Annotated in this window: 16 protein-coding genes and 3 tRNA genes; 8 read left to right on the top strand and 11 right to left on the bottom strand. The window is 26.5% G+C overall.

Going from position 1 to position 24,074, the window contains the following annotated elements; translation table 11 throughout:
- The first annotated feature begins 121 nt into the window (after positions 1-121).
- The 4 genes from ACKU4C_RS13325 to ACKU4C_RS13310 all read left to right on the top strand — a co-directional run bounded on the left by ACKU4C_RS13325 (position 122) and on the right by ACKU4C_RS13310 (position 2,607).
- Positions 122-208 (top strand) — tRNA-Leu (locus tag ACKU4C_RS13325).
- 38 nt (positions 209-246) lie between these two features.
- A tRNA-Ser gene (locus ACKU4C_RS13320) sits at positions 247-335 on the top strand.
- A gap of 46 nt (positions 336-381) precedes the next feature.
- A tRNA-Cys gene (locus ACKU4C_RS13315) sits at positions 382-457 on the top strand.
- Positions 458-1,080: 623 nt separating this feature from the next.
- Positions 1,081-2,607, top strand: a complete 1,527-nt coding sequence (locus ACKU4C_RS13310) for a PAS domain S-box protein (RefSeq protein ID WP_321312774.1) — start codon at positions 1,081-1,083, stop codon at positions 2,605-2,607.
- Here the strand turns inward: ACKU4C_RS13310 and ACKU4C_RS13305 are convergent.
- The 11 genes from ACKU4C_RS13305 to ACKU4C_RS13255 all read right to left on the bottom strand — a co-directional run bounded on the left by ACKU4C_RS13305 (position 2,604) and on the right by ACKU4C_RS13255 (position 17,292).
- Positions 2,604-3,734 carry a bacteriohemerythrin gene (locus ACKU4C_RS13305; protein ID WP_321312772.1) on the bottom strand — a complete coding sequence of 377 codons (1,131 nt, stop codon included), beginning with the start codon at positions 3,732-3,734 and terminating at the stop codon, positions 2,604-2,606. The two genes, ACKU4C_RS13310 and ACKU4C_RS13305, sit on opposite strands and share 4 nt — an antisense overlap.
- Positions 3,735-3,858: 124 nt before the next feature.
- Positions 3,859-6,141 carry a methyl-accepting chemotaxis protein gene (locus tag ACKU4C_RS13300; RefSeq protein WP_321312769.1) on the bottom strand — a complete coding sequence of 761 codons (2,283 nt, stop codon included), beginning with the start codon at positions 6,139-6,141 and terminating at the stop codon, positions 3,859-3,861.
- A gap of 106 nt (positions 6,142-6,247) precedes the next feature.
- Positions 6,248-6,949 (bottom strand): response regulator, encoded by a 702-nt coding sequence (locus tag ACKU4C_RS13295; RefSeq protein WP_321312767.1) that lies wholly within the window; start codon positions 6,947-6,949, stop codon positions 6,248-6,250.
- Between the two features lie 82 nt (positions 6,950-7,031).
- Positions 7,032-9,134 carry an ATP-binding protein gene (locus tag ACKU4C_RS13290; protein WP_321312766.1) on the bottom strand — a complete coding sequence of 701 codons (2,103 nt, stop codon included), beginning with the start codon at positions 9,132-9,134 and terminating at the stop codon, positions 7,032-7,034.
- A gap of 75 nt (positions 9,135-9,209) precedes the next feature.
- On the bottom strand, positions 9,210-9,878 hold the full coding sequence (locus ACKU4C_RS13285) for a TonB family protein (protein ID WP_321312764.1): 669 nt from the start codon (positions 9,876-9,878) through the stop codon (positions 9,210-9,212).
- Positions 9,875-10,264: a biopolymer transporter ExbD gene (locus tag ACKU4C_RS13280; RefSeq protein ID WP_321312762.1), complete on the bottom strand. Its 390-nt coding sequence runs from the start codon at positions 10,262-10,264 to the stop codon at positions 9,875-9,877. The genes ACKU4C_RS13285 and ACKU4C_RS13280 overlap by 4 nt, the downstream gene beginning before the upstream one ends.
- Entirely contained in the window at positions 10,254-10,682 is a 429-nt protein-coding gene (gene exbB / locus ACKU4C_RS13275) for a TonB-system energizer ExbB (RefSeq protein WP_321315880.1), read from the bottom strand. Before exbB ends, ACKU4C_RS13280 begins: the two co-directional genes overlap by 11 nt.
- Positions 10,683-10,705: 23 nt before the next feature.
- On the bottom strand, positions 10,706-12,535 hold the full coding sequence (locus ACKU4C_RS13270) for a nitrous oxide reductase accessory protein NosL (RefSeq protein WP_321312760.1): 1,830 nt from the start codon (positions 12,533-12,535) through the stop codon (positions 10,706-10,708).
- 8 nt (positions 12,536-12,543) lie between these two features.
- Positions 12,544-14,658: a TonB-dependent receptor gene (locus ACKU4C_RS13265; RefSeq protein ID WP_321312758.1), complete on the bottom strand. Its 2,115-nt coding sequence runs from the start codon at positions 14,656-14,658 to the stop codon at positions 12,544-12,546.
- A gap of 259 nt (positions 14,659-14,917) precedes the next feature.
- Positions 14,918-15,271: a Spx/MgsR family RNA polymerase-binding regulatory protein gene (locus tag ACKU4C_RS13260; RefSeq protein WP_321312756.1), complete on the bottom strand. Its 354-nt coding sequence runs from the start codon at positions 15,269-15,271 to the stop codon at positions 14,918-14,920.
- A 14-nt stretch (positions 15,272-15,285) separates the two neighbouring features.
- Positions 15,286-17,292, bottom strand: coding sequence for an alpha-amylase/4-alpha-glucanotransferase domain-containing protein (locus tag ACKU4C_RS13255; protein ID WP_321312754.1), 2,007 nt, complete (start codon positions 17,290-17,292; stop codon positions 15,286-15,288).
- Between the two features lie 190 nt (positions 17,293-17,482).
- Here ACKU4C_RS13255 and gap point away from each other — a divergent pair, with 190 nt between their 5' ends.
- From gap to ACKU4C_RS13235, 4 genes are read left to right on the top strand one after another with little or no spacing between them, the layout of a single operon-like run.
- Positions 17,483-18,478 (top strand): type I glyceraldehyde-3-phosphate dehydrogenase, encoded by a 996-nt coding sequence (gene gap, locus ACKU4C_RS13250; RefSeq protein WP_321312752.1) that lies wholly within the window; start codon positions 17,483-17,485, stop codon positions 18,476-18,478.
- 10 nt (positions 18,479-18,488) lie between these two features.
- Positions 18,489-19,466 (top strand): 6-phosphofructokinase, encoded by a 978-nt coding sequence (locus ACKU4C_RS13245; RefSeq protein WP_321312750.1) that lies wholly within the window; start codon positions 18,489-18,491, stop codon positions 19,464-19,466.
- Between the two features lie 39 nt (positions 19,467-19,505).
- Entirely contained in the window at positions 19,506-21,989 is a 2,484-nt protein-coding gene (locus ACKU4C_RS13240; protein ID WP_321312748.1) for a sugar phosphate nucleotidyltransferase, read from the top strand.
- Complete coding sequence (locus ACKU4C_RS13235) at positions 21,982-24,063, top strand: glycoside hydrolase family 57 protein (protein ID WP_321312746.1); 2,082 nt, start codon at positions 21,982-21,984, stop codon at positions 24,061-24,063. Before ACKU4C_RS13240 ends, ACKU4C_RS13235 begins: the two co-directional genes overlap by 8 nt.
- The last annotated feature ends 11 nt before the right edge of the window (positions 24,064-24,074 follow it).

Genomic DNA, 24,074 nt, shown 5'->3' with positions numbered 1-24,074 from the left:
ATTTTTCTTTAAATAAAAAAATTTTCAAAAAATTTTCAAAAACCCTTGACAAATAAAAAAATTTAGAATATAATTCCACTCCAATTTAAGAAGAACGTTTCTTAAAACTACTGTTAATAGTGCGAGTGTGGCGGAATAGGTAGACGCGTGGGACTTAAAATCCCATTCCGGTTTCGGAGTGTGAGTTCGATTCTCACCATTCGCACCACTATATCATTTGATGCGAGAGCATCTTTTTTTTTGCGTAGAGAGTTGGCTGAGTTGGTCGAAAGCACCGGTTTTGAAAACCGGCGAGGTTCACGCCTCCGAGGGTTCGAATCCCTTGCTCTCTGCCATTTTTCAATAAATCATTTTTCTTTCTATTGTCAAAAATGATTCTTTGGAGGTATAGCAAAGTTGGTAATGCCCGGGATTGCAAATCCTGTATGCGTCGGTTCGAGTCCGGCTACCTCCTCCACGTTTTCAATCACAATCATAATTTTATTTTTTCATATAATTTATTTTTAAATTAAAAGTTTTTTAATAGACTTATTTAAATACGATTTAAATTTTATATTTTCAATATGTCAAGAAATAGTAAAGATAATAAGCCTTGTGAAATTGACATTTTATAATTATAATTCTAACTCTTAATAAAGTGTTTCTAAGTACAAAATAGCAAAATATGACTAAAACTAAATTTGCAAGTTTTGTACTTAGCTTTTAATTTTCAAAGGGTATTTATGTCAATAGTTGATATTGTTTTATTTGGATTTATTGGTGTAGTTCTCATTGTTTCATTAGTAGGATTTTTTATTTATAATTCAAAATAGATTTAAATATTTTATTATTAAAGATTATTAGAATTCTTATAAACAAAAACTTTTCTATCTTCATATAGTTTTCAATCTCAGATTTATATTTACAACTATAGTTTAGAACATCTACAACTATTAAAAAGATATTTCTACTCATCATCTATATGAAATATCCTTTTATTAGAATAAGTGTTGGAAGTCAGATAGAGCTTTATGTAAACAATATTATAAGTTATATTTTAGTAAAATATAAAATTATCTTCAAGGTTTTCAGGAAATCTCTATGCCATACAATCTACAAGAATTATCAAAACTTGATAAAAATCTTCTTCATTTATTAACTGAACATTTACCAGATATGCTTTGGATTAAAGACTTAAATGGTTATTATATATATGCAAATAAAGCTATTTGTGAAGGTTTATTAATGGCAAAGGATATTAATGAACCAATAGGGAAAAATGATGTTTTTTTTGCAATGAGAGAAAGAGAAGCACATAAAGAAAATCCTAAATGGCATACTTTTGGAGAATTATGTTTTAATAGTGACCAAGTGGTAATAGATACAAACAAACCAATGAAGTTTGAAGAGTGGGGTAATGTAAAAGGTAAGTTACTTTATTTAGAGGTAAATAAGGCACCTTTTTATGATAATGAGGGGAATATTATTGGTACTGTTGGTTCAGGTAGAGATATAACACAATTAAAATTGACTCAACTTGAGTTAGCAAAGCAGGCTCAAATTATTGAGCAAATACATGATTCTATTATTACTAGTGATAAATGTGGGAATATTATAACTTGGAATAAAAGTTCAGAAAAACTTTTTGGATATAAAGTTGAAGAAGTAAGAGGTAAAAATATTAATATAATTTTACCTGAGGAATTACAGGAAAAGATTAAAAGCTTTGATTTAAAAGATCTTGAAAACAACCCTTTTGAGAAAAAAGTAAAATTAATAAATAAATCATCTGAAATATTAACCTGCATGCTTTCTTTGTCTTTTTTCAAAGAGAAAGACTCTGAAAAAGATAGAATTGTTTATTATATAAAAGATATTAGTGATGAAGAGAAACTTAGTGAAGAGAACAAACATCAAGAAAGAATTATAAATATACAATCCCAACATGTAGCTATGGGACAAATGATAGGTAATATTGCTCATCAATGGAGGCAGCCTTTAAGTGTTATTTCTGCTGCTACAACTGGAGTCCAAATTCAAAAAGCTTTAGGTACATTATCAGATGAATCATTAGAAAATTCATATAACAGTATAAATATGCAAGTGCAGTATTTATCAAACACTATAAATACTTTTAGGGATTTTATAAAAGAAGAGAAAGTTTATAAAGAAGTGATACTTCAAGAAAGAGTTGATAAGTCATTGGAAATTTTAGATGCAGCTTTAGTTGGAAACCATATTGAACTTATAAATAACATTGATTATTCAGTTCCTTTAAAAGTAAGGTTAATTTCAGGAGAAATATCTCAAGTGATTATAAATATTGTAAGTAATGCAAAAGATATTTTGATAGAAAATAATATAAAAAAACCTTGGATAAAAATAAATCTAAAAACTAAAAAAAATAAGGCAATTTTATCTTTTGAAGATAATGGAGGAGGTATTCCTTTAGAGATTATTGATAAAGTGTTTGAACCATATTTTACTACAAAACACAAATCTATAGGTACAGGTTTAGGATTATATATGAGTTATAAGATTGTAGTTGAAAGTTTAAGTGGAAAGTTATATACAAAAAATACACAAAATGGTGCAAAATTTTATATAGAACTTCCTTTGATTGATTAATTATAATGAATTATTTGATTTCTTCCACTTTCTTTTGCGATATATAATCTTTTATCAACAGTTTTCATTACTGATTCTAAATCATCTTCATCTGTTGGAATAATTGATACTAAGCCAATAGAAACTGTCATATAATCAGAAATTTTACTTCCTTTACTTTCTATTTTAAGATTATTTATATTTTCTTGTAATTTTAAGGCTAAATTGTAACAAGCGTCACTTTTATAACAATTAAAAACTATTGCAAACTCTTCTCCACCTACTCTAAATGCGAAATCCGATGGTCTTTTACAGGTTTCTTTTAAACATTTTCCAATTTTCTTTAAGGCTTCATCACCATATGCATGACCATACATATCATTTAGAAGTTTAAAATAGTCTATATCAAAAAGTATAACTGAAAAGTATTTTTTCTCTCTTCTTGCTCTTTTCATCTCTAAATCAAAGATATTCTCAAAATGTCTTCTATTATATAAAGAAGTTAGTTGATCCGTAATTGAAAGCTCTTGTAACTGTTTATTTACATCTTTTAAAGCTTTTTCTGCTTTAATTCTTGCATTTCTTTCTCTCATTAAGCTAAGAGTTCTTGCTGAAACACCATCGTACATAGAAAGGATTGCTTCAATAAGAGTTCTAATTGAACCATTCATAAGTCGATCTGAAACTCTTTTTGCTTCCTCTTTAGATTTACCTTTTTGTATCTCTTTAATAACTATTGCTAATCTTTTATCTTCATCAATAATATGAAAAGATAGCCATCTAATTAAAAATTTGATAACCTCTTCAATAATATCAATAAGAGATTTATCTTTATTTTTTTCTCTTAATTCAATAACTGTAGGTAAAAATTTTGTATGACTTTTTTTATGAGCTTTTAATAAGGAACTATCTTCTAGAAATTCTTCCCAGATTTTTTCTTCCGCATCAAAATGGTAATCAGCATATTTTGCTAATTCATTGAAAGCATCTTCTATTTCTATCTCTTTTTCATTTATAAGCGTATTGGCTAAATTATTAAGTAATTTTACTAATATTTTATGTTGTTTATCAACCTCTTTATGACCTATTTCAAAGTTTTTGTTCCATGGAAATACTTCAAAATAATCTAACGATTCATTTTGTGACATTTTTAACCTTATTTTTTATTATTATAACAAATTATTGTTTTAGATTTAGCAATTAAAAAAATATTAGAAGTTATTAATTTATGGTGTTTGAAAGATATTATTTAAATAATTATTTTAGGAAAGCTTAAAAGCTTTCCCATTGTTCATCATCTTTTTTTGTATTATTTTGTTTTTCTTTACTTTTATCTTGTGTATTTAGATCACTGATGTTTAAATCTTTTGCTGTAACAGTTTCTTTTCCCAGAAACTTTTTCTCATCAGCATTACTTACAATTTTTGTTGCTATGTATTGTGTTTGAACGGCAACTTCTTTTGTATGTGTAGCAACACTTGCATTTTCTTGAGTTTGTTGGTCTAATTCAGTTACTGCATCGTTTATTTGTTCAATTCCTGATTGTTGTTCTTTTGAAGACATCTCTATATCTTTAATAATTTCAATTGTTTTAGAGATATTTTCATTTAAATCATGATATCCATGAATCATTTTATCTGCAATTGTTTTACCATCATTTGCTTTTGTGGTTGCATTTTCAACCAATGATTTTATTTCATTTGCAGCTTCAGCACTTCTTGATGCAAGGTTTCTTACTTCTTGGGCAACTACAGCAAAACCTTTACCAGCTTCACCAGCTGTTGCAGCTTCTACTGCTGCATTTAGAGAAAGAATATTTGTTTGGAATGCTATTTGATCAATTATTGTAATAGCTTCATTGATTGCATTTACTTGTTTATTTATTTCGTCCATTGCAAAAGTTGTTTCTGAAGCCAGTTTTTGCCCATCATCAGCAGAAGAATTTAATTCTTCTGCATATTTAGACATTTTAACTACATTTTCTGTATTTTGTACAATATTACTTGTAATCTCCTCTAAAGCTGCAGCTGTCTCTTCAAGTGAAGCGGCAGCTTCATTTGTTGAATTACTTAAAATATCAACATTTTCAAGAAGAATATCTGCACTATTTTGTAGAGTAAGACCATTTGCTTTATTCTCTTTTAGCATATTATTAATAATTTCAGCTAATGAATTTAATCCTTGAGAAGTTTTTCCTGTAGGATTTGGGATTCTATGAGTAAAATCTAAGTCTTGAAACTTTTCTAAGCCTAATTGAACTTTATTCATATCTCCACAAACTTTATCTGCCATAATATTAAGCATTTCATTAAAAATATTTCTTAATTCATGAAGTGATTCATTTTGTGAATCAAGTTCAACTTTTTTATAAAGGATACCATGTTTAGCTTCATTTACAATTCTTTTAACATCATCAATTACAAGCAGGTCTTTGTGTATTCCATCTTCAATAGTTTGAAGATATTTATTAAAGTTATCAGACACCATTCCAATCTCATCTTTTGATGAAACTTCAACTCTTGATTTAACATCTCCACTATTGAGTAGTTGTAGAATTCCTTTATTTAATTTATTTAATGAAGAAGCTATACTCATAGGTATAGAAATTGAGAATAATACAATAGCAATCACTATAATAATTGAAATGATTATTGAAGTTTGGATAAGATTTTTATTGAGTTTTGCTACCATTGGTCCAATCTCATCTTGTTCCTCTTTTATAGACAATTTTATATCTTCAGCTAAAGAAGCTATTTTAGTTCCAATAGGAGCTAAGGATTTAGTTGTGATATTATTTCTTTTTTCTATAATTTCAACTAAGTTATTTAGTCCATCAAGATATATAGAGATTGTATTTATTGTTTTTTTAATTTCATCTTTTCTTTTTTGAGATGTCATTATTGTTGATATTTTACTAATATCATCTTTTAATAAAGAAAACTCTTCTTGTGCTCTATTTATATCTTCTGTTGAATTGGTATTTAAAAATTTAACGACATATAACCGAGCTAAGAGTAGTAATCTAATTGAGTGAGATACTTCTAAAGCTTCAATATTTTGATTTTGATTTTGATTTTGTGCATCATACATAATTGAAGTTAACATTTGTTCTATTTTTTTACCATTTATATTTAAATTTTCATTTACAATTTGATTTCGTTGATTTATTAAAGAGATTACATTATAAAAATCTTTATTGTAAGTATCTAATTGATTTATTATTTGATTTAGCATTTCAGCCCTTTTAGGACTTTTTATCTCTTTCATTGCTATTTTTAGCAATTCAGAAGTATTCTTATAATAAAGATCAAATTCTTTTATACTAGCTTTTGATTGAGTTCTTAAATAAGTTGAGCCTTGCATTCTCATCATCAACATATTACCTTGAACTCTACTAGCTAACAGACTATCTCTTGCAAGTTCTCGATAGTTTGAAAAGCCATCCGAAGATTTATTTAATCCTATTATATTATATATAGCAAGAACAACGACAAATAGTAATATTAGGCTGAATGAAAATATTAATTTCAGTTTTATACTTAAATTTTTAAACATGATTAGCTCCTTTAATCTTTACAAATTATGATATAAAAGTAGAAATTAAATGGAACTTATAAAAAATATATAATGTTATTTGTTTTATTTTGATTTTAAAAATATACTAAAATTCTTTACTTAATCTGCAACCAACTTTTTGTATAGTTTCAATGATTTTATGTTCAAGTTTACTTCTTAATCTATAAATTAGAGTTCTTAAAGTACTTGTTGAGACTTCTGTATTTGGCCATATTCTTTCTTCAATCTCTTTAAATGGTACAATTTTATTTTCTGCTTCTATTAGTATTCGAAGAAGAAGATTTTCTTTTTTGCTTAAAGATATAGGAAAGTTTTTAAAATATAAATTGTTCTCTTGAAAATTATAGTAATAATCTAGACCTATGTGTATCTCTTTAGGACTAACATTCTCTTTTGTTTCTTTTTTTATCTTATATAATCCAAGTTGAATATTTGATTTCAATTCTTCTCTTTTAAAAGGTTTAATAATATAACAAATGGGTTCTGTTTTAATTGCCCTTTCTATGGTAATTTCATCTGAAAATGCAGTTATATATATAACGGGAATTTTTTCAATTGTATGTATTTTTTCAATTGTTTCAATACCATCTTTTCCACTTCCTAAATTGATATCCATAAGAATTAAATCGGGTTTATTTATTCTTACACTATTTAAAGCTGTATTGTAATCTGAAGCTATAGCAGTAACTTTAAAGTTTAAACTTTCTAGAGTTTTTTTTATATCTAAAGCCACAATTGTTTGGTCTTCTACTACAAGTATATTAGGACTAGTTTGATTATTTTCCATTTTAATAGTATTGTCTCCTCTTTTTTTTATTATACAACTTATTATATTACTATAGATTTAATAATCAATATAATTATGAGAATTAATTAAAGGGAATATTGATCTCAATTGTTGTACCTAGGTTTTCATTGTAAGCAGTAATTTTACCTTTAAACTCATTTATTATAATATTTTTGGAGATGCTAAGACCCATTCCTGAAGATTCTTTTTCTTTTAGTGTAAAATTATTTTCAAATATTTTATTTATAAACTTAGGTTCAATACCACCTGCTGTATCTTTGATCTTTATATTATAAAATTTTGTATCATGTGAAATATCTATAAGGATTTTCTTTTCTTTAAATTTTTTATTTGCAATATCAAATTCATCTAAAGAATTGTTTAGAATATTTAAAATAACTTGTGCAAATTCACTTTTATGTCCCTTTAAATTAATGGTTTTATCAATATTCTTTTCTATTATAATGCTTCCTTTTACAAATCGATTTTTTAAAATTCTTTCTAAAGTAGTTATAATTTGATCTAAATTAAAAAGTTCAACACCTTTTTCGGTAGACAAAAAGATTTTAAAATCATCTGCTGTATTATATATATAAGAAGTGTTTTCTTTAATTGTATTAAGATTTTTTGATAATTTATCAGCTGTAATATTATTTGTCTCAGAATCTATTTCAAGTGATTGTACGCTTAATGAAATAAGATTTAGAGGATATTTCCATTGTAAAATAATATTGTCAATTAAATTCCCAACTTGTGCTTGTTTAAGCTTTTTTGACAATTTTTCTTCCATTAACAATCTATTTGATACTTCTTCTAGTACTTTATTCTCTAAATCTTTGTTTAACTCTTTTAATTCTGTTATATCAATAGCAATACCTAAAATAAAATCTTTATTTAAAACTCCTAAGAATGTAATTTTAATTAATCTTGTATCAAAATACAATTTTTTATTGTTAGGGAGGATTAAACTATCTTCAAATTTAATATTCTTTTTTGAAAGCACTTCTGAATCTATTTTTTTATTACTATATGGAAGATCTTTATCTTTAAATTTGTATGAATTTTTTCCTAATAAACTATGTTTATTAGAGAAGCCATAAAGTTTTGAAAGAGATGTATTTACTAAAATAAAATTACCTTTGCTATCTTTTAGTACTATAGGAAAAGGTAAACTATCAATTAAAGTCTCTAATATTTTCATTTGAAAAGTTTGTAGATATGAACCTAATATTACAATAGGTAGTGTAATTAAAAATATTATAAAAAACATGCTAATAATACTCTTTTTTAATTCTATTAATTCATTTTTATAAAATTGTTTTTTTATTGAATAGATTATAAAAAAATCATTATCAGTAATTGAAAATTTATTTATATAATAAATATGATTTTTATCTGTAAGTTCGTTGTTTATTAGATTATCAATATTTTTAATTTCATCTTTTACTTGATAATTTGTTTTTAGTTGGCTACTCCATGATTTTTCTTTATTTGGATGAAGTAAAAAGTTTTTATTTTTATCCATATAATAAACATCAAAAATTCGTTGTTCTAAAATATAATCAATTAGCTCTTTAGCATTATAGTTTATTATCAGAATACCTTTGAATGTATCATTTAAATAAATAGGAGTTGATACTCTAATTGTTGGTTTATAAGGTATTTCAATTTTTCCATTTTCAATATTTAAATCAAAATCTGAAATATAAAATTGATTGTTTTTTAAAAGTTTTGTTTTTTTAAAATAGTATCTATTCCCTTTATTTTGCAGCTTATTTATTACAACGACTTTATTATTGATTTTATCTACTCTTAATTCCTCAATTCCATTTTTATCTAAAAATCTAAATTGGAAAATATTTTTATTTGTTTTTGAAAAGGTTTCAAAATCATGTAAAAGTAAAGCTTTTTTTTCCCAATTTGAGTTGTTATTTAAATAGTGAATAAAATGGGGACTTATCTTCACATTTTCAAGAATAAGTTTAAAGTGGTCAATCTTGTTTTTTATCTCTTTTTCTGTTTGTATAAATTCCAATTTTGCAATTTCTAGATTTTTCTTATAAAGTGATTCTGTTAGAGAATTTTTAAAATAGTTGTACATAAGAAAAGTTATAAGCCCATTTAATATAGCTACAATAATAATAAAAAAATAAGCGTTCTTTTTTGCAGAAATTGAATAATTCATATTAAACTCTCAAAAATAATATTTATATGAATAAATTCTATGAAAGTAATCTTAAAATAAAATATAAAATCTAGACTACTTTAAATTATACTTTAGTACAAGAGTAAGATTTATAGGAAATATTTTATTATCTTTATATCCTTGAATTGGGAAACTATTTATGATAGCTTCTTTTGCTGCTTTAAAAAAAATCTTTTTTCCTTGTATAATTTTTACCATTGTTAGTTTTCCATTATTTTGGATAGTGAATTCAACCTTTACACTTCCCTCAATACCACGTCTTCTTGCACTATTTGGATAAAATTTATTACTATTGATTGTTTTTTTCACTTTTGCTATATAATCATTTTTTATTTTAGATATATTTATTTTAGGTGCTACAGATACTATGTTTTCTACATTTTTTGAAGGTGATTTCTTAACTTCTTTTGTCTCATTTTTAATACAAGTTTTTGATTTAATGATTTTTTTTACTATTTTCTTTTTTGGCTTTTTTACTGATTTAATGATTTTTTTTACTATTTTCTTAGGTTCTTTTTTTAAGCTTTTGATTCTCTCTTTTTCTTTTTTTTGCTCAATTTCTTTTTTTTGTTCTACTTTTGCTTCAATAAGTGATACTTTAACTAAAGACTTTTTTTCTTCTTTATTGGTAATGTTTGATTGATTATTAAAACTATAAAATAAACTTGTAATAGTAGCTGCATATAAAATCAGCGTTATAAAAAAAGAACCAAAGTATCTCAATTTAGTTTTTCCTTTTTGGTAATTATCCCTATATTTTCGTAATTGTTATTTTTTAATATATCTAATAAAAAAATAAAGTTTTCAAATTTTACGTTTTTATCACAGTTTATTTGAATAGGTGTTTTTTTCTCATATGTTATAAGTCTTTTTTCAAAATCAGATCTATCTATATGATTTTTTTCAAATAGTATTTCACCATTTTCTTTTACAGTAATAGTGATACTTTTTTTATTTTCAATAGTTTTTGCACTTGATGCTTCTGGCAAATCTACAGGAATCATCCCTTTAGCTACAAATGAAGCAGTAGTTAATATAATAACTAAAAGAACTAGCATAATATCAATAAATGGAATTACATTTATTGAATCAAACTTTTTAATTTTCACATTTTGCCTTTTGATTTATATCCCATTTAGCAAGAAGTACTTCTACTTTTCTTACTAAGTGGTTATTAAATACAATTGCTGGAATTGCTACAATTAGTCCCATTGCTGTTGCTTTAAGAGCTAAGGCAAGTGAAGTCATAATATTTTTTACATCTATATCTCCACTTTCTCCCATTATATAAAATGTAATAATTATCCCAAATACAGTTCCTAATAAACCTATATAAGGAGCATTTGATGCAGTTGTAGAGATTATTCCAAGATTATTTGTTAAAGCAATCTCAAGCTCCTCTTTTGAATCATAATTTTCAAGTTTAATTGTTTTATAAAACCAAATTCTTTCAATCCAAAACATAATTGTTAAAAAACTTAAAAATCCTAAAAATCCAATCACACCATAATCTGCTAATTTACTTATTAATTCTATATTCATTTTTTACCTTAGTTAAAATCTTTTAATGAAACTTTTATAGCTTCTTCAAAGTTTTTAATCTCTCCTCCATATTTTTTTTGAAAATTTTCTGCATCATATTTCTTTTTAAATGCATATTTACTAATAGGTGACATTGTTCCTTTTTTATTACTTCCAATGACATATAAAGCTTTTGTTGCTTCTATAAATTTTAAGGTATTTGTATCTACAACTTTTATATCTTTTAGAGGTAATTTTTTTAATTTTAAATCTTCAGTTAAACAATGAATTGAACAATATTGTTTTACTTCACCATTAACTGTTGCACTATGGTTTGTTTTATAAAACATTGGTAGATTCATTCCACAAACTGCTCCATTTTGTTTATTTTTACCACTTTGAAGTAAAACAGCCTGCTTTATATCTACTGATTGAAACATTTTAGAAGTTTTGTGCGAATTGTGATTGTGCCCACCACGCTTTACACCATGCGTACTAAATACATAAGCTCTATAAAAATTTAATACTAAGTAAAATGTTATTAATGAAGAAGCAAATATAAATGCTAAAACTTTTTTACTTTTTGATACTTCAAAAAAGTTTATTCTTTTTGCTAAGATTAAATATCCCCATATAACAGCTAAATAGGGAAAAAAGTTGAATATTTTTAACCAATTGTCTTGTCTTGAAGCTAGATTCGAAACCTTAATCTCTTCAAATCCAAATCCATATAAAAAACCATTTACGATATCTGCATATGTATGAGTAAAAAAGCTATGCAATAAGTGAGCTAATCCCCCTATAATAAATATGGGAATAAAAGCATAACCTAAAGTACTAAGTGTTTTTTTAGTATCACTATTTAAAAATTTTGAAGCAATAAACATACCAAGATAAACAATTGATATTGAAAAAAATAGGGCATAAAAAAAAGAAAACATTCCTACTGTATCAATTGAAGTTATATTAAAAGTTTTTTCAAAAAAGTTTGCTGTTTTACTCCAAATAAATTGGTCTGCAATATTAGTTCTATTTAACCCATGGTGAAATGACATTGTAATAGGAATTGCTGCAACTATAAGTATGTATGTCCATACTTCAGTTAAATCAGTTTTAAATTTTTTGAATAATGTATTTGATGGTTTAGTGATTTTAAAATTAACTCCTTCACAAGCATCACTACAATCCATACATAAAGTACAATCCTCCATTGAATTCTTTTTTTCAAAAGTAAAAGGTTTTAGATTGTAACTACAGGCTTTTGCACAATCAAAAGTTTTACACTCTTTGCAATCCTCTTTATAAGTTCCAAGAAAAGTAGATGATATTTTATGAAATGCTTTTGTTAAAGTTCCAATAGGACATATATATTTACAATAATTCATATCTTTGTATAGATAAAAGAGTAAAAATGCAAGTATTGTTAGAATAGTAAACATTAATGCAGTATTTCCAGGGCTTTTCCAAAAACCAGGGAAAGTATAATAAACAAACCACCATCCTATAATTAATATAGATATTCCAATATACCTATTTTTTAAAAAATCTGGAAACTCTTTATTTAAACCAATTTTTGTAAGATATTTACCAAGAAAACCATGTGGACAAATACCACAAAAAATTCTTCCAAAAGTTGCAAGGGTAACAACCATAAACAATGACCAAAAAAGTCCCCAAAATAAATATCTTGTAAATATATTTCCTGATTCTGGTTCTTTAAAACCAAAATATATCCCATAAATAAAAAGTGCTAAAGTTAATATTTGAACACTTCTTATTACTTTTTTATTTTTAAAAAAGAATTTTAATATTGGAATATTATAGATATCATTATTATCTCTATTTTTATTAGTTATCATATCTTTTCCTAAAATTTATATCTTAAACCAGCATAAAATGATCTAGATGGACCAACAATAATAGTTGAATCTTCCATTGTATTATCAACTCTACTAGCAGTTAGATGTACAAATTGTTTATATTCTCTATCAAATAGATTATCAATTCTTGCAAAAATTTCTAAATCTTCATTAACTTTGTATGAGGTTCTTAAGTTTACTAAAGCGTATCCACCTTGTTCAAAATTATTAGTTTCATCAGCAAAGTAACTACTTTTTGCAATTAATTCAGGAGAGATTGTTAACTTATCTATTGGGGTATAATTCAGTGTTAAATTAAGAGTATGTTTTGGAGTTCTTGGAACTTGATAGCCTGTTAAGTCTAGTGTTTGAAATACTGCAGGACTAATTAAAGTTCTTACGCCCATAGGATATGCATAGACAGCATCTGAAACTAATTGTTTGTAATTATTTCTAGTAAATTGGGCATTTAAATATGTATATGCAAGATTTACTGACAGATTATCTAGTGGAGAACTATTTAAAGCTAATTCAAAACCTCTACTTCTCATATCTCCTACATTATCATAATAATTGTCTTCATCGGAACTTCTTATATAATTTCCTGCTCTCATACCAATATAATCTTTTCTATCTAATTGGTAGATTGATGCTTCATAATTAAAGTAATCAGTTTTCCCTCTTAATCCAAGTTCATAATTTAAAATCTCTTCTGAGTCTATATCTGTTTTATATCCATTATTGCTATTACTACTTATTTGTCCAGCAGTTGGTGCTCTAAAACCTGTTGAGATACTTGTATATAAATTTGTATTTGGATTGATTTCATAGTTTAATCCTGCTCTATAAGAGCTTTCATCAAAAGATGGAGCTATATTTTGTAACGGATTTAATAGATTTTCTAAATTATAATTTATGTCATCATATCTAAAGTTAAAAGTTGAAGTAAGTTTTTTTGTTAGTTCATATTTAAATTCAGTATAAAAAGCATTTATCTCTTCATCTAGATTTGAAGAGCTAGGACTTAGTCTACCGTATGAAGTTGTTCCCCACGGAAGAGGTGTTCTTTTTGTTGTTTCATTATTTCTTTGTATATCAAGACCTAACATCACTGCATAATTATTTGAAGAATATCTATATTCCCCTTTTATCCCATTTTGTGACCATTTCTCATCATTAGAATAATCATGGGCTTCATTAAATCCATCACCATTTATATCTTCATATGCTGATTGATATGATTTATCATCAGTATATCTATATGTATTTAACATTAAATTTGAGTTGTTTTCAAAATCTTTTGAGTAAGTAATAAAACTTTTTACAAGTGTAGTATCATAGTCAGAAGAGTAAGTAATCTCCCTAACACTTTTTGGGTCTAGTATTGATGCACTTGTTCCATGAACACCACTTCCATCACCACTATCAATTTTATTGTAACTAAAACCAAATACCACATCACTTGTATCATCTAAATAGTAGTTATATTTTGTACTAAAAGTTTTATCTTTTTTAAAAGCTCTATCCCAATAACCATCAGTATTTTTATAGCTACTTTGGATTTGTAAAGCAGAACTCTCAAAACTTTTGTTTGTTGAAATTAATACTTTTTCATAACCAAAACTTCCAAGTTGAGCTTCTAATTTACTAAAATCTTTCCCTTTTGGTCTTTTGGTCGTAATTACTACAGCTCCAGATAAAGCATCATTTCCATAAAGGTAAGATGCTCCACCTTTTATTATTTTTATTGTTTCAATATTATCTAAGTCAATATTTATTTTTCCAGTAGTCTCTTGAACTGGAACCCCATCAATAACAACGGCAATACCAGGTCTTTCCCCCATGTAAACTTGATTATCAACACCTCTAATATGTAATTTTACAATATCACCTTCTGTTTGCATTGCAGTGATACCAGGAGTTGAGTTTAAAACTTCAACTATATTCTGAGGGTTAATTTGCTCAACTTTTTTTTCATCAATTATAGTAACTGATGAGACTTCACTTTTTTTTGCTTCAAACTTGTCATCAATTGTTGTTGAATCAACACTAATAACACCCAAATCCTCTGATGCAAATAAAAGTGTTGATAGAGCCATAGATAAGATTACTGTTTTTTTCATTGTTCCTCCATAATTAAGGACACTAATATTAACAATAGTAAAAGAGAGATTTAACTATAATAATATTGGTGTCAAATACCAAGTTTCCATTCTTTTGTGGCCAAACAAGTGAGAGTGGGAACTTTTTAATTTTAGGATATTATCTAGTTGTTGTTAATTATTAGTTAATTTAATGTTAAATTAAGAATTAATTTATTTTTGTAAGGTTAGTCTTATATTTAGAGTTGAGAAGCAGAATAAACTGCTTCTTATTGAGTGATTAATTTAAGAATGTAGAATTATATTCCTCTTCATTGAAACCTATTGTAAATTTGTATTCACCATTCAATCCATGTTCAATTACAGGTCTTTTTAAAATTCCATTATCTTTTTCTATTAAAGATAATGCTTTTTTTTCTGTAGGTTTTTTATCTTTTAAACCTAAGTCTCTGTATGATTTACTTCTAGGATTTAGCATAGAAGTAGCTGGTGTAAAAGTTGTCCATTGTTCAACTTTGTCTTTCCCTACAGGAGTTTTAGCTAAGTCTATAAACTCATATGAGATATTATTATTATCAAAAAAAGCTTTTGCTTTTTTAACACTTGCACAACTTTTTATTCCATACATTTTCATTTTATTTCCCTTTTTTATTGAATATCAATATGATATTTTAAATTAAGTTGAGAGCTAAAATCTTTAGCAAAACCTAAAGCAATACCTTGGATTGTATAATCAACGCCTGCTTCACTTTGACTAACACTTTTTACAGGATATATATAAATATCCATACATTGGTCAAAATAAAAAGATATTGTTTTGTTCATTGACTGATCTAAAATTGTAACTTGCGAATTTTCAAGATGTAAAGCTTCATTTATATTGTGTCCATTTACTGTTAGAATTTCATAGTCTTGAAAATGAAAGTTATACTCCAATAAATATTTCATAGTAGAGTTTTCTTCACTTTTTATTTCTATAATTGATTCTACTTTTTTGTTATTAAATATAAAGCTTTTTGTTAACTGCGTATTCTTTTTTTGTTCTTTGTATACCCCTCCATTTCTTTTAAGTTTAATACTATTTTGACTAACGTTTTCTACTTCAAAAGCTTGATTTGCGAAATCTGCATATTCATTAAAGTTACAAGCTTTAAAACTCTCTTTATTTAAACTTTTATCTGTTATATGATCAATTGCTGATTTTTTTATATACCAATCTGTAAATAGTTCAATATCTTCAGTTGTAGACAATAATGAATCATTGTGTATTGTAGCAATCTCCTCATAACTATCGATCTCTTCAACTTCTAGTATATCTTTTTCTTCAACTTTTTCAATTTTGTCATGATAGGTTTCATGGTATCTAGTAAGTGTGTTTTGTAAATTGAAACATTGTTTTCTTAAATCAAATTCAATAATCTGTCCACCCATTTTCGGATCAATTATTGTGATTAAATCAGGAGTGTAAAATTTGTATTCCTCATAAGAGTCCATATTTATATCACATTTTTTACAGCCAGTATTATCTAGAATATTTTCACATTTAATAATATATTTATAAGCATTATCTCTTAAATTAGGAAGATAAATACCTCCAAAAACTCCATGCCATAAAACATCATTACACTGGATTCTATATAGATAATCTTTAAATTGTTCAGATACCTCTTTTGTTTTAGAAAGTTCTAATGCTCGTTTATGTATCCAATTACTTTCATTGTATTTAATAAAAAAGTTTTTCCAAATTCCACCACGAATTAGATATTCTTTATCCATATGTTGATGAACTAAATTTAAATAATCATTTGCATTTGTTGGAAGTGTTGCCCATTCTCCCATTTCATGGTAAGATACTGTTGGTAAATATGATAATGATATTGCTTTATTTTTATCATAAAAATCTGTAAATGTAGTGACATTTATTGTTTCATCTTGAATACATTTTTCAAAAAAGTTTTTAAGCCATTGTTTCTCATAAACTTTTTCATATGTTTTTGGCCACACTCCAAATTTTTCTCCATCATCAAAGATAATTGCAGCATTTTTACCCTCTATATTTGAAAACTCTTTTATTTTTTTAATACTATTATCAATAGTTGCAAAAGGGATAATATATCTTAGGTCTTTATTTATAGGGAAAAGAGCCATTTGATTATTACTGTTTTCTGTTAGGAAATAGCCATTTAATTCATCTTTTTTAAATCCTGATGCAATTAAGTGATAATCATCAACAATAACATAATCAATATCACACTCCTTTAAATCATCAATAATAGAGTCATCCCAAATTCTTTCAGTTAACCAAAGTCCTCTTGGTTTTTGATTGAAATTTTCTATTATAAAATCTGATAATTTATTTATTTGTGCAACTCTGTCACAACTAGGAATAGAAGCTAAAATTGGTTCATAATATCCCCCAGTAAAAAACTCAATTTGTGAACTCAAACTTTTTATTAACGAAAAAAGTTCGGGTCTATTTTTTTTAATAAACTCAAATAACCAGCCACTAAAGTGAACTGAACATTTAAAATCAGGATAGTCTTTTAGTATTTGGAAAAAAGGTTGATAAGATTTTTCAATTATTTCATAAACAACTTTATCAAAATTGTCTATAGGTTGGTGGCAATGAATACCAAATAAAAGATTTGTTTGCATATATATCCTTAAATTTTTTATAAAATAGTAAATAATTTATACCTATATTTTATTTTACTTAAATATAATAGTAACTATCATTAACAAATTGATTACATTATATACTTTTGCAATTAGAATGTAATTGATTTCATGTATTATAATATAATATTTTGTTATTCTAATACAAATAAATATAAAAGGAAAAATTATGGCATTAAAAGTAGCAATCAATGGAACAGGTAGAATAGGTCTTATAGCAGCAAAAATTATTGCTCAAAGAAGTGATATTGAGTTAGTAGCATTAAATACTACTAGTGATTTAGATATGCTAGTTTATTTGTTAAAGTATGATAGCGTACACATGGGAGTAGATGCTGAAATAATAGATGATAATCATATTAGTATAAATGGTTGCAAAGTAAAAGTATTTTCTGATAGAGATCCAAAAAATATTGATTTTGGTGGTTGTGGAGCTACAGTAGTTATTGAGTGTACAGGTGCATTTTTAACAACTGAAAAATGTCAAGCATATCTAAAAGGTGGAGTTGAAAAAGTTGTAATGAGTGCTCCTGCAAAAGATGATACTCCAACATTTGTTTTAAATATCAACACAGATTCTTATAATGGAGAAAAAATTATCTCTAATGCATCTTGCACAACAAATGGATTAGCTCCAATTTGTAAAGTTTTAGATGATAATTTTGGGATTGAAAATGGTTTAATGACTACAATTCACTCATATACAAATGATCAAAATATTTTAGATGTAAAACATAATAAAGATAAAAGAAGAGCAAGAGCAGCTGCACTTAATATGATACCAACAACTACAGGAGCTGCAAAAGCTATTGGTTTAGTTATGCCTCACTTACAAGGTAAATTAAATGGGTATGCTATGAGAGTTCCAACAGCTGATGTTTCAGTGGTAGATTTAACTGTTAATCTTAAAAAAGATGTAACAAAAGAGGATGTAAATAAAGCTATGGAATTGGCAAGTCAATCACAGTTTGATGGATTTATTGAAATCGATAATGACAAAAGAGTTTCAAGTGATTTTATAGGAAGTTCATACTCTTCATCATTTGTTCCTGATATGACTTCAGTAGTTGATGGTAAAACAGTAAAAGTTTTAGCTTGGTACGATAATGAATGGGGATATACAAGTAGGTTAGTTGATATGACTTTATTTGTTGGTCAAAATTAAAAGGTATTTGATGTCAATAGCAATAATGACCTCCGGAGGAGATTGTGCAGGTATGAACCCTGCAATTAAACAGTTTGTAGATTATTGTTTTACAAAAGATGTTCAACCATATTTAATATATGATGGTTTGGAAGGTCTCATTGATGGAAATATTAAAGCTGCAACATATGAAGATGTAGCTGGAATCATGCATGAAGGTGGTACCAAAATAAGGTCTTCAAGGTCAAAAAGATTTTTTGAATATGAGTATAGAAAACAAGCTTTTGAAAATCTAAAAAAGCATGGAATAGATAAGATTGTTATTTTAGGTGGAGATGGTTCTTTTAGAGCATTAAACCAATTTTATAAAGATTTTGGGGTGAACTTTGTAGGAGTTCCTGCTACAATTGATAATGATATATATGGTACAGAGTATTGTTTAGGTGTGGATACCGCACTAAATATAATAAGAGAAGCAACAGATGCTATTAGAGATACTTCTGCTTCTTTTAAAAGAGCTTGTGTGATTGAAACTATGGGAAGAGATTGTGGATATTTGGCATTGGTATCTGCAATTACTTGTGGGGCTGAGGTTTGTATTATTCCTGAACTTGATTATGATTTAGAATCTATAGGTAATAGACTTAAAGAAGAATTAGAAAAAGGGCGTAAATATATAGTTTGTGTTGTTGCAGAAGGTTGTAATCATGATAAATGTACAAGTACAAATCAACTTGTACAATGGTTAGAAACTGATATTGGTATTGAAACAAGAGCAACAATTTTAGGACATGTTCAAAGGGGAGGTAATCCAACGGTTTTTGATAGATTAATGGCTTCAGAGTTTGTTACATACTCTATAGATAAGCTTCTTTCAGACCATAAGGGAGGAAGTGTAATAGTTTATAACAAAAGTGAATTCCAATTTGTAACAATTGAACACGTAAATTCACAAAAATATAAAATTAGAGATGATTTATTAGAATTAGCCAAAAGGTTAGTTAACTAATAAAAAAAGTCTAAAAAAATCTAAAAGGAAAGGTAAAAAATGAAAGCGATTGTATTAGCTGGTGGGTTTGGAACAAGAATTCAACCATTGACAAATTCTGTTCCTAAACCTATGCTTCCTATATTAAATAGACCTATGATGGAGCATATAATCATAAAGTTAAGGGATGAGTTAGGTATTACTGAAATTGGAGTATTATTATATTTTAAACCTGATATTATAAAAGACTATTTTAAAGATGGTTCAGACTTAGGTGTTAAAATAGAGTACTTTTTACCTGATGATGATTATGGAACAGCTGGAGCAGTTGCTTTTGCAAAAGAGTTTTTGGATGAAACATTTATAATTGTTAGTGGAGATTTAGTTACTGATTTTGATTTTAAAAAAATAAAAAGATTTCATGAAAAAAAACAATCACAATTAACAATTACACTTACATCTGTTGAAAATCCATTACAATTTGGTGTTGTAATTGCAAATGAAGAGGATAGAATAGAAAGGTTTTTAGAAAAACCTAGTTGGGGTGAGGTTTTTAGTGATACTATTAATACAGGTATATATATTATTGAACCTGAAGTTTTAGATTTGATTCCTTATAAACAAAATTTTGATTTTGCTAAAGATTTATTTCCTAAAATGATGAAGCAAGAGATACCTCTTTGGGGATGCTCTCATAAAGGTTACTGGAGAGATGTAGGTAATCCTGAAAGTTATAGAGAAGTATTTAAAGATATATTTAGTGGTGAAATAAAACTTCCTTCTAAGGGTCAAGTATCAAAGATAGACAAAGGTAATGTTTATTTAGAAGATGGTAGTAAACTTAATAAAAAAATTAGAGTAGAAGGAACCGTAATCATTGGTAAAAATGTATCTATTGATGAGGGTGTTACTTTAAAAAATTGTGTAATTGGAGATAATTGTAGAATTAGTAAACATTCAGAAATTATTGATTCAATACTTTGGAATGATGTAAAAATTGGTGTAAAAGTAAAACTAAATAATTCAGTTATTTGTAATAATAATACTATAAAAGATGAAACTAAAGCTTCATTTGGTGTTATTATGGCTGAAAAATGTTTGGTAAATAAGAAAGTATCTTTTGAAAAGGATATTATTATGTGGCCAGATAAAGTTTTAGAAGCTTCATCTGTAGTTAGTTCAAATATAATCTGGGGGAATAGATATAAATCTTCAATTTTTGAAGATGGGGCAGTTATAGGAAGAACTAATATAGAACTTTCTTGTGAAATGACTACTAAGCTTGCAGGTGCTTTTGGTTCAATTCTTCCTGTTGGGTGTTCAATTTATGTTTCAAGGGATTATCATAAATCTACATTTATGTTAAAAAGAGCATTTGTTGCAGGGATTCTTTCAACCGGAGTTAATATTGTTGACCCATATAATGTTCCGTCAAACGTGATGAGACATGCTTTAAGCAAAACAGATGATGTTGTTGCAGGGATACACTTAAGACAATCAGTTTTTGACCCAACTCAAACAGAGATAATATTTTTTACAAATGAGGGATTAGTTTTAGATACTAAATTAGCTCAATCTGTTGAGAGAATATTTTTTAGAGAAAATTTTAGAAAAGTAAAATATGATGAGATAGGTACAATTAGTGAAGATAAAAATCTTAGAGATGTTTATATTCAAACAATTGAAAACTCTTTTGATAAAAACTTATTTAAAGATAGTGAACTTAAAGTTGCTATAGATATTATGAATGGTTCAACTTCAGATATTTATCCTAAAATCATAAATGAATTGGGGGTTGAAAACATTATATTAAATGCTCATAAAAGTGAAAAATTAAAACCTAATGATATTGTCAAAACCCAAGAAAATATGCAAAATATTGTTAGAGGTTTAAATTTTGATTGTGGTTTTTTAATATATCCAAATGGACATAAACTACAAGTGATTGATAATAAAGGTGAATTGATTTATGATTATAAATTGTTATTAGTGATTTTAGCTTTATTAGATAGTACAACAGATAGAAAATTAAAAGTGATTTTACCTGCATGGGCACCAGACTTTGTAACTTATGATAATATAGAGGTTTCAAGGGAAAAACTATCTAGTTTTAAAGCTGAGCAGTTAAAAGAGTATGATTTGATTGCTGATAGTGATGGGCATTTCGCTTTTAATGAATTTGGATTAAATAGGGATTCTATTTTCACAAGTTTTAAAATTTTGGAATTACTTGAAAAATCAGGTAAAAAATTATCTAAATTACATAATGATATACCAGAATTTTCATATAAAGGTGAAAATATACCTTGTCCTAGTTCTCTAAAAGGGAAAATGATGAGAAAATTTCTTGAAGATGCTAAAGGGAAAAAAACATCTTCAACAGATGGAATTAAAATTTGGATGAATGATGATGAATGGATACTTATGGTTCCTGATCAACACAATGAGTATATAAATCTTTATGTTCAGGCTGAAGATGAAAAAAGTGCTGGAAAGATTTTTTACTCATATCAAGATAAAATAGAAAAGTGGATAAGTGAATAAAAAAATATATTTGTCATTTTTATGGCATATGCATCAACCTTATTATAAAGATGATTATTCTAAATCAACTTTAATGCCTTGGGTCTTTTTACATGCTACAAAAGACTATTATGATATACCTTGGTATATGGAAAATTTTCCTAACATAAAGGCTACTTTTAATTTAGTACCATCTTTATTGGCACAAATAGAAGAGTATATAAAAGGTGAAGCAAATGATAAGTTTATTGAGTATTTAAGAAAAGAACCTTCAACCTTAAGCAATGAAGAGAGGCTATTTTTAGAAGAGTATCTTTTCTTGCCAAATGAACAACATATGATAAAACCCTTTCCTAGATACAATGAACTATTACTAAAATTTAGATCAGATAATAATACTTTGTTAAACTTTAGTAATGAAGAGATAATAGAATTAGAGGTTTTATTTTTACTTACTTGGTGTGGTAATTATTTAAGGGAAACTAATTTTTTAATAAAAGAGTTGATAAATCAACAAAGGGGTTTCTCTCAAAATCAAAAACTAGATTTAGTTCAAGCAATGTTTTCTTTTCTTGAACAAATTATTCCTTATTATAAAAAGTTAAAAGAAAAAGGGCAAATTGCAATATCAACAACACCTTTTTATCATCCAATCTTGCCCCTATTACTTGATAGGAAAAGTGCTGTTGAAGCAAAACCAGATGTCATTTTGCCTATTACTAAGAGTGCAGATTATAAAGGATTTGCTTCAAAACAAGTGAGTAATGCAATTGAATATTATGAGAAACATTTTGATACAAAACCAAATGGGTTTTGGCCAAGTGAAGGAAGTGTTAGTGAAAAAACCATAGAACTATTGGCTAAAAATGGTGTAAAATGGGCATGCTCTGATGAAGAGATACTTTTTAAATCTTTACAAAAATCTAATAAAGAGATGTTGTATAAGTCTTATTCTTTTATGACAGAAGAGGGAAAAGTAAATCTATTTTTTAGAGATAAATATTTAAGTGATTTAATAGGATTTGAATATAGTAAAAAAAATGCAAAAGAAGCAGCAAGTGATTTTGTTTCACATTTAAAAAACATATATCTAAGTGCACAAGATAGTATAGTAGTACCAGTTATTTTGGATGGAGAAAATGCTTGGGAGTTTTTCCCAAACAATGCAAAGGATTTTTTTGAAAATCTATATGAACTTTTATCTACACAAGATTGGTGTGAGTTAACTCTTTTTGATGAGATCGAAACTATAGATGAACTTGAAACTACACCTTTACATAGATTATCAAGTGGTAGTTGGATTAATGGAAATTTTGATATTTGGATAGGAAGTTCACAAAAGAACAAAGCTTGGGAACTTCTTGATATGACAAAATTTGATTATGATAAAATAAAAGACTCTTTAGATGAAAGAACAATAAAACAAATAGAAAAAGAGTTTTTAATTGCATTGGGAAGTGACTGGTTTTGGTGGTATGGAGATGATCACTATACAGAACTAAATCATCAATTTGATGATCAGTTTAGGGCACATTTAAAAAATATTTATAGGTTAATGGATCAAGATGTACCTTCAGATATCTATACTCCAATAGTAAAAAAAGATAAAGGTAAGTTAATAAATATAGAACCTACAGATTTTATTTTTCCTACTATTGATGGAAATATGAGTAACTTTTTTGAATGGTTAAATAGTGGAAGATTTGATATAAAAAAAGAGTTTAGTACTATGGATTCCTCAGCTTTATTAGTTGAATATCTTTATTATGGTATTGACAAAGAACCAAATCTTTTTCTATATTTAAAGGGTGAAAAGATCCAATATAAATCAAATTTTGAGTTAAGGTTAACTTTAAATGATATGATATTTATATTTGATATAAAAAAAGAGAAAACAAGTATTGAACAAAATGGTTTATATTTTGATATTGCTTTTGATAAAGGTGTAGAGTTAAAACTTTATGATTATCGAGAGAAAAAAATAAATCTTATGTTTGAGTTGTATGAAAATAATAAAAAAATCCAAAGATATCCTTTATATGATGAAGTTATTCTTGATTTTGATAATCTATTTTTAAAAAATTGGTATATTTAATAGGAGATAAT

This window comes from Halarcobacter sp. (genome assembly GCF_963676935.1).
GTDB lineage: Bacteria > Campylobacterota > Campylobacteria > Campylobacterales > Arcobacteraceae > Halarcobacter.
This window is presented reverse-complemented; position numbering and strand designations above follow the sequence as displayed.

Excerpts from the sequence above, each read along its gene's own strand:
- ACKU4C_RS13305 (WP_321312772.1), bottom strand. The coding sequence starts at position 3,734 with ATGTCACAAAATGAATCGTTAGATTATTTTGAAGTATTTCCATGGAAC.
- ACKU4C_RS13270 (WP_321312760.1), bottom strand. The coding sequence starts at position 12,535 with ATGATAACTAATAAAAATAGAGATAATAATGATATCTATAATATTCCA.
- ACKU4C_RS13265 (WP_321312758.1), bottom strand. The coding sequence starts at position 14,658 with ATGAAAAAAACAGTAATCTTATCTATGGCTCTATCAACACTTTTATTT.
- ACKU4C_RS13300 (WP_321312769.1), bottom strand. The coding sequence starts at position 6,141 with ATGTTTAAAAATTTAAGTATAAAACTGAAATTAATATTTTCATTCAGC.
- ACKU4C_RS13295 (WP_321312767.1), bottom strand. The coding sequence starts at position 6,949 with ATGGAAAATAATCAAACTAGTCCTAATATACTTGTAGTAGAAGACCAA.
- gap (WP_321312752.1), top strand. The coding sequence starts at position 17,483 with ATGGCATTAAAAGTAGCAATCAATGGAACAGGTAGAATAGGTCTTATA.
- ACKU4C_RS13260 (WP_321312756.1), bottom strand. The coding sequence starts at position 15,271 with ATGAAAATGTATGGAATAAAAAGTTGTGCAAGTGTTAAAAAAGCAAAA.
- ACKU4C_RS13240 (WP_321312748.1), top strand. The coding sequence starts at position 19,506 with ATGAAAGCGATTGTATTAGCTGGTGGGTTTGGAACAAGAATTCAACCA.
- ACKU4C_RS13310 (WP_321312774.1), top strand. The coding sequence starts at position 1,081 with ATGCCATACAATCTACAAGAATTATCAAAACTTGATAAAAATCTTCTT.
- ACKU4C_RS13290 (WP_321312766.1), bottom strand. The coding sequence starts at position 9,134 with ATGAATTATTCAATTTCTGCAAAAAAGAACGCTTATTTTTTTATTATT.
- ACKU4C_RS13245 (WP_321312750.1), top strand. The coding sequence starts at position 18,489 with ATGTCAATAGCAATAATGACCTCCGGAGGAGATTGTGCAGGTATGAAC.
- ACKU4C_RS13255 (WP_321312754.1), bottom strand. The coding sequence starts at position 17,292 with ATGCAAACAAATCTTTTATTTGGTATTCATTGCCACCAACCTATAGAC.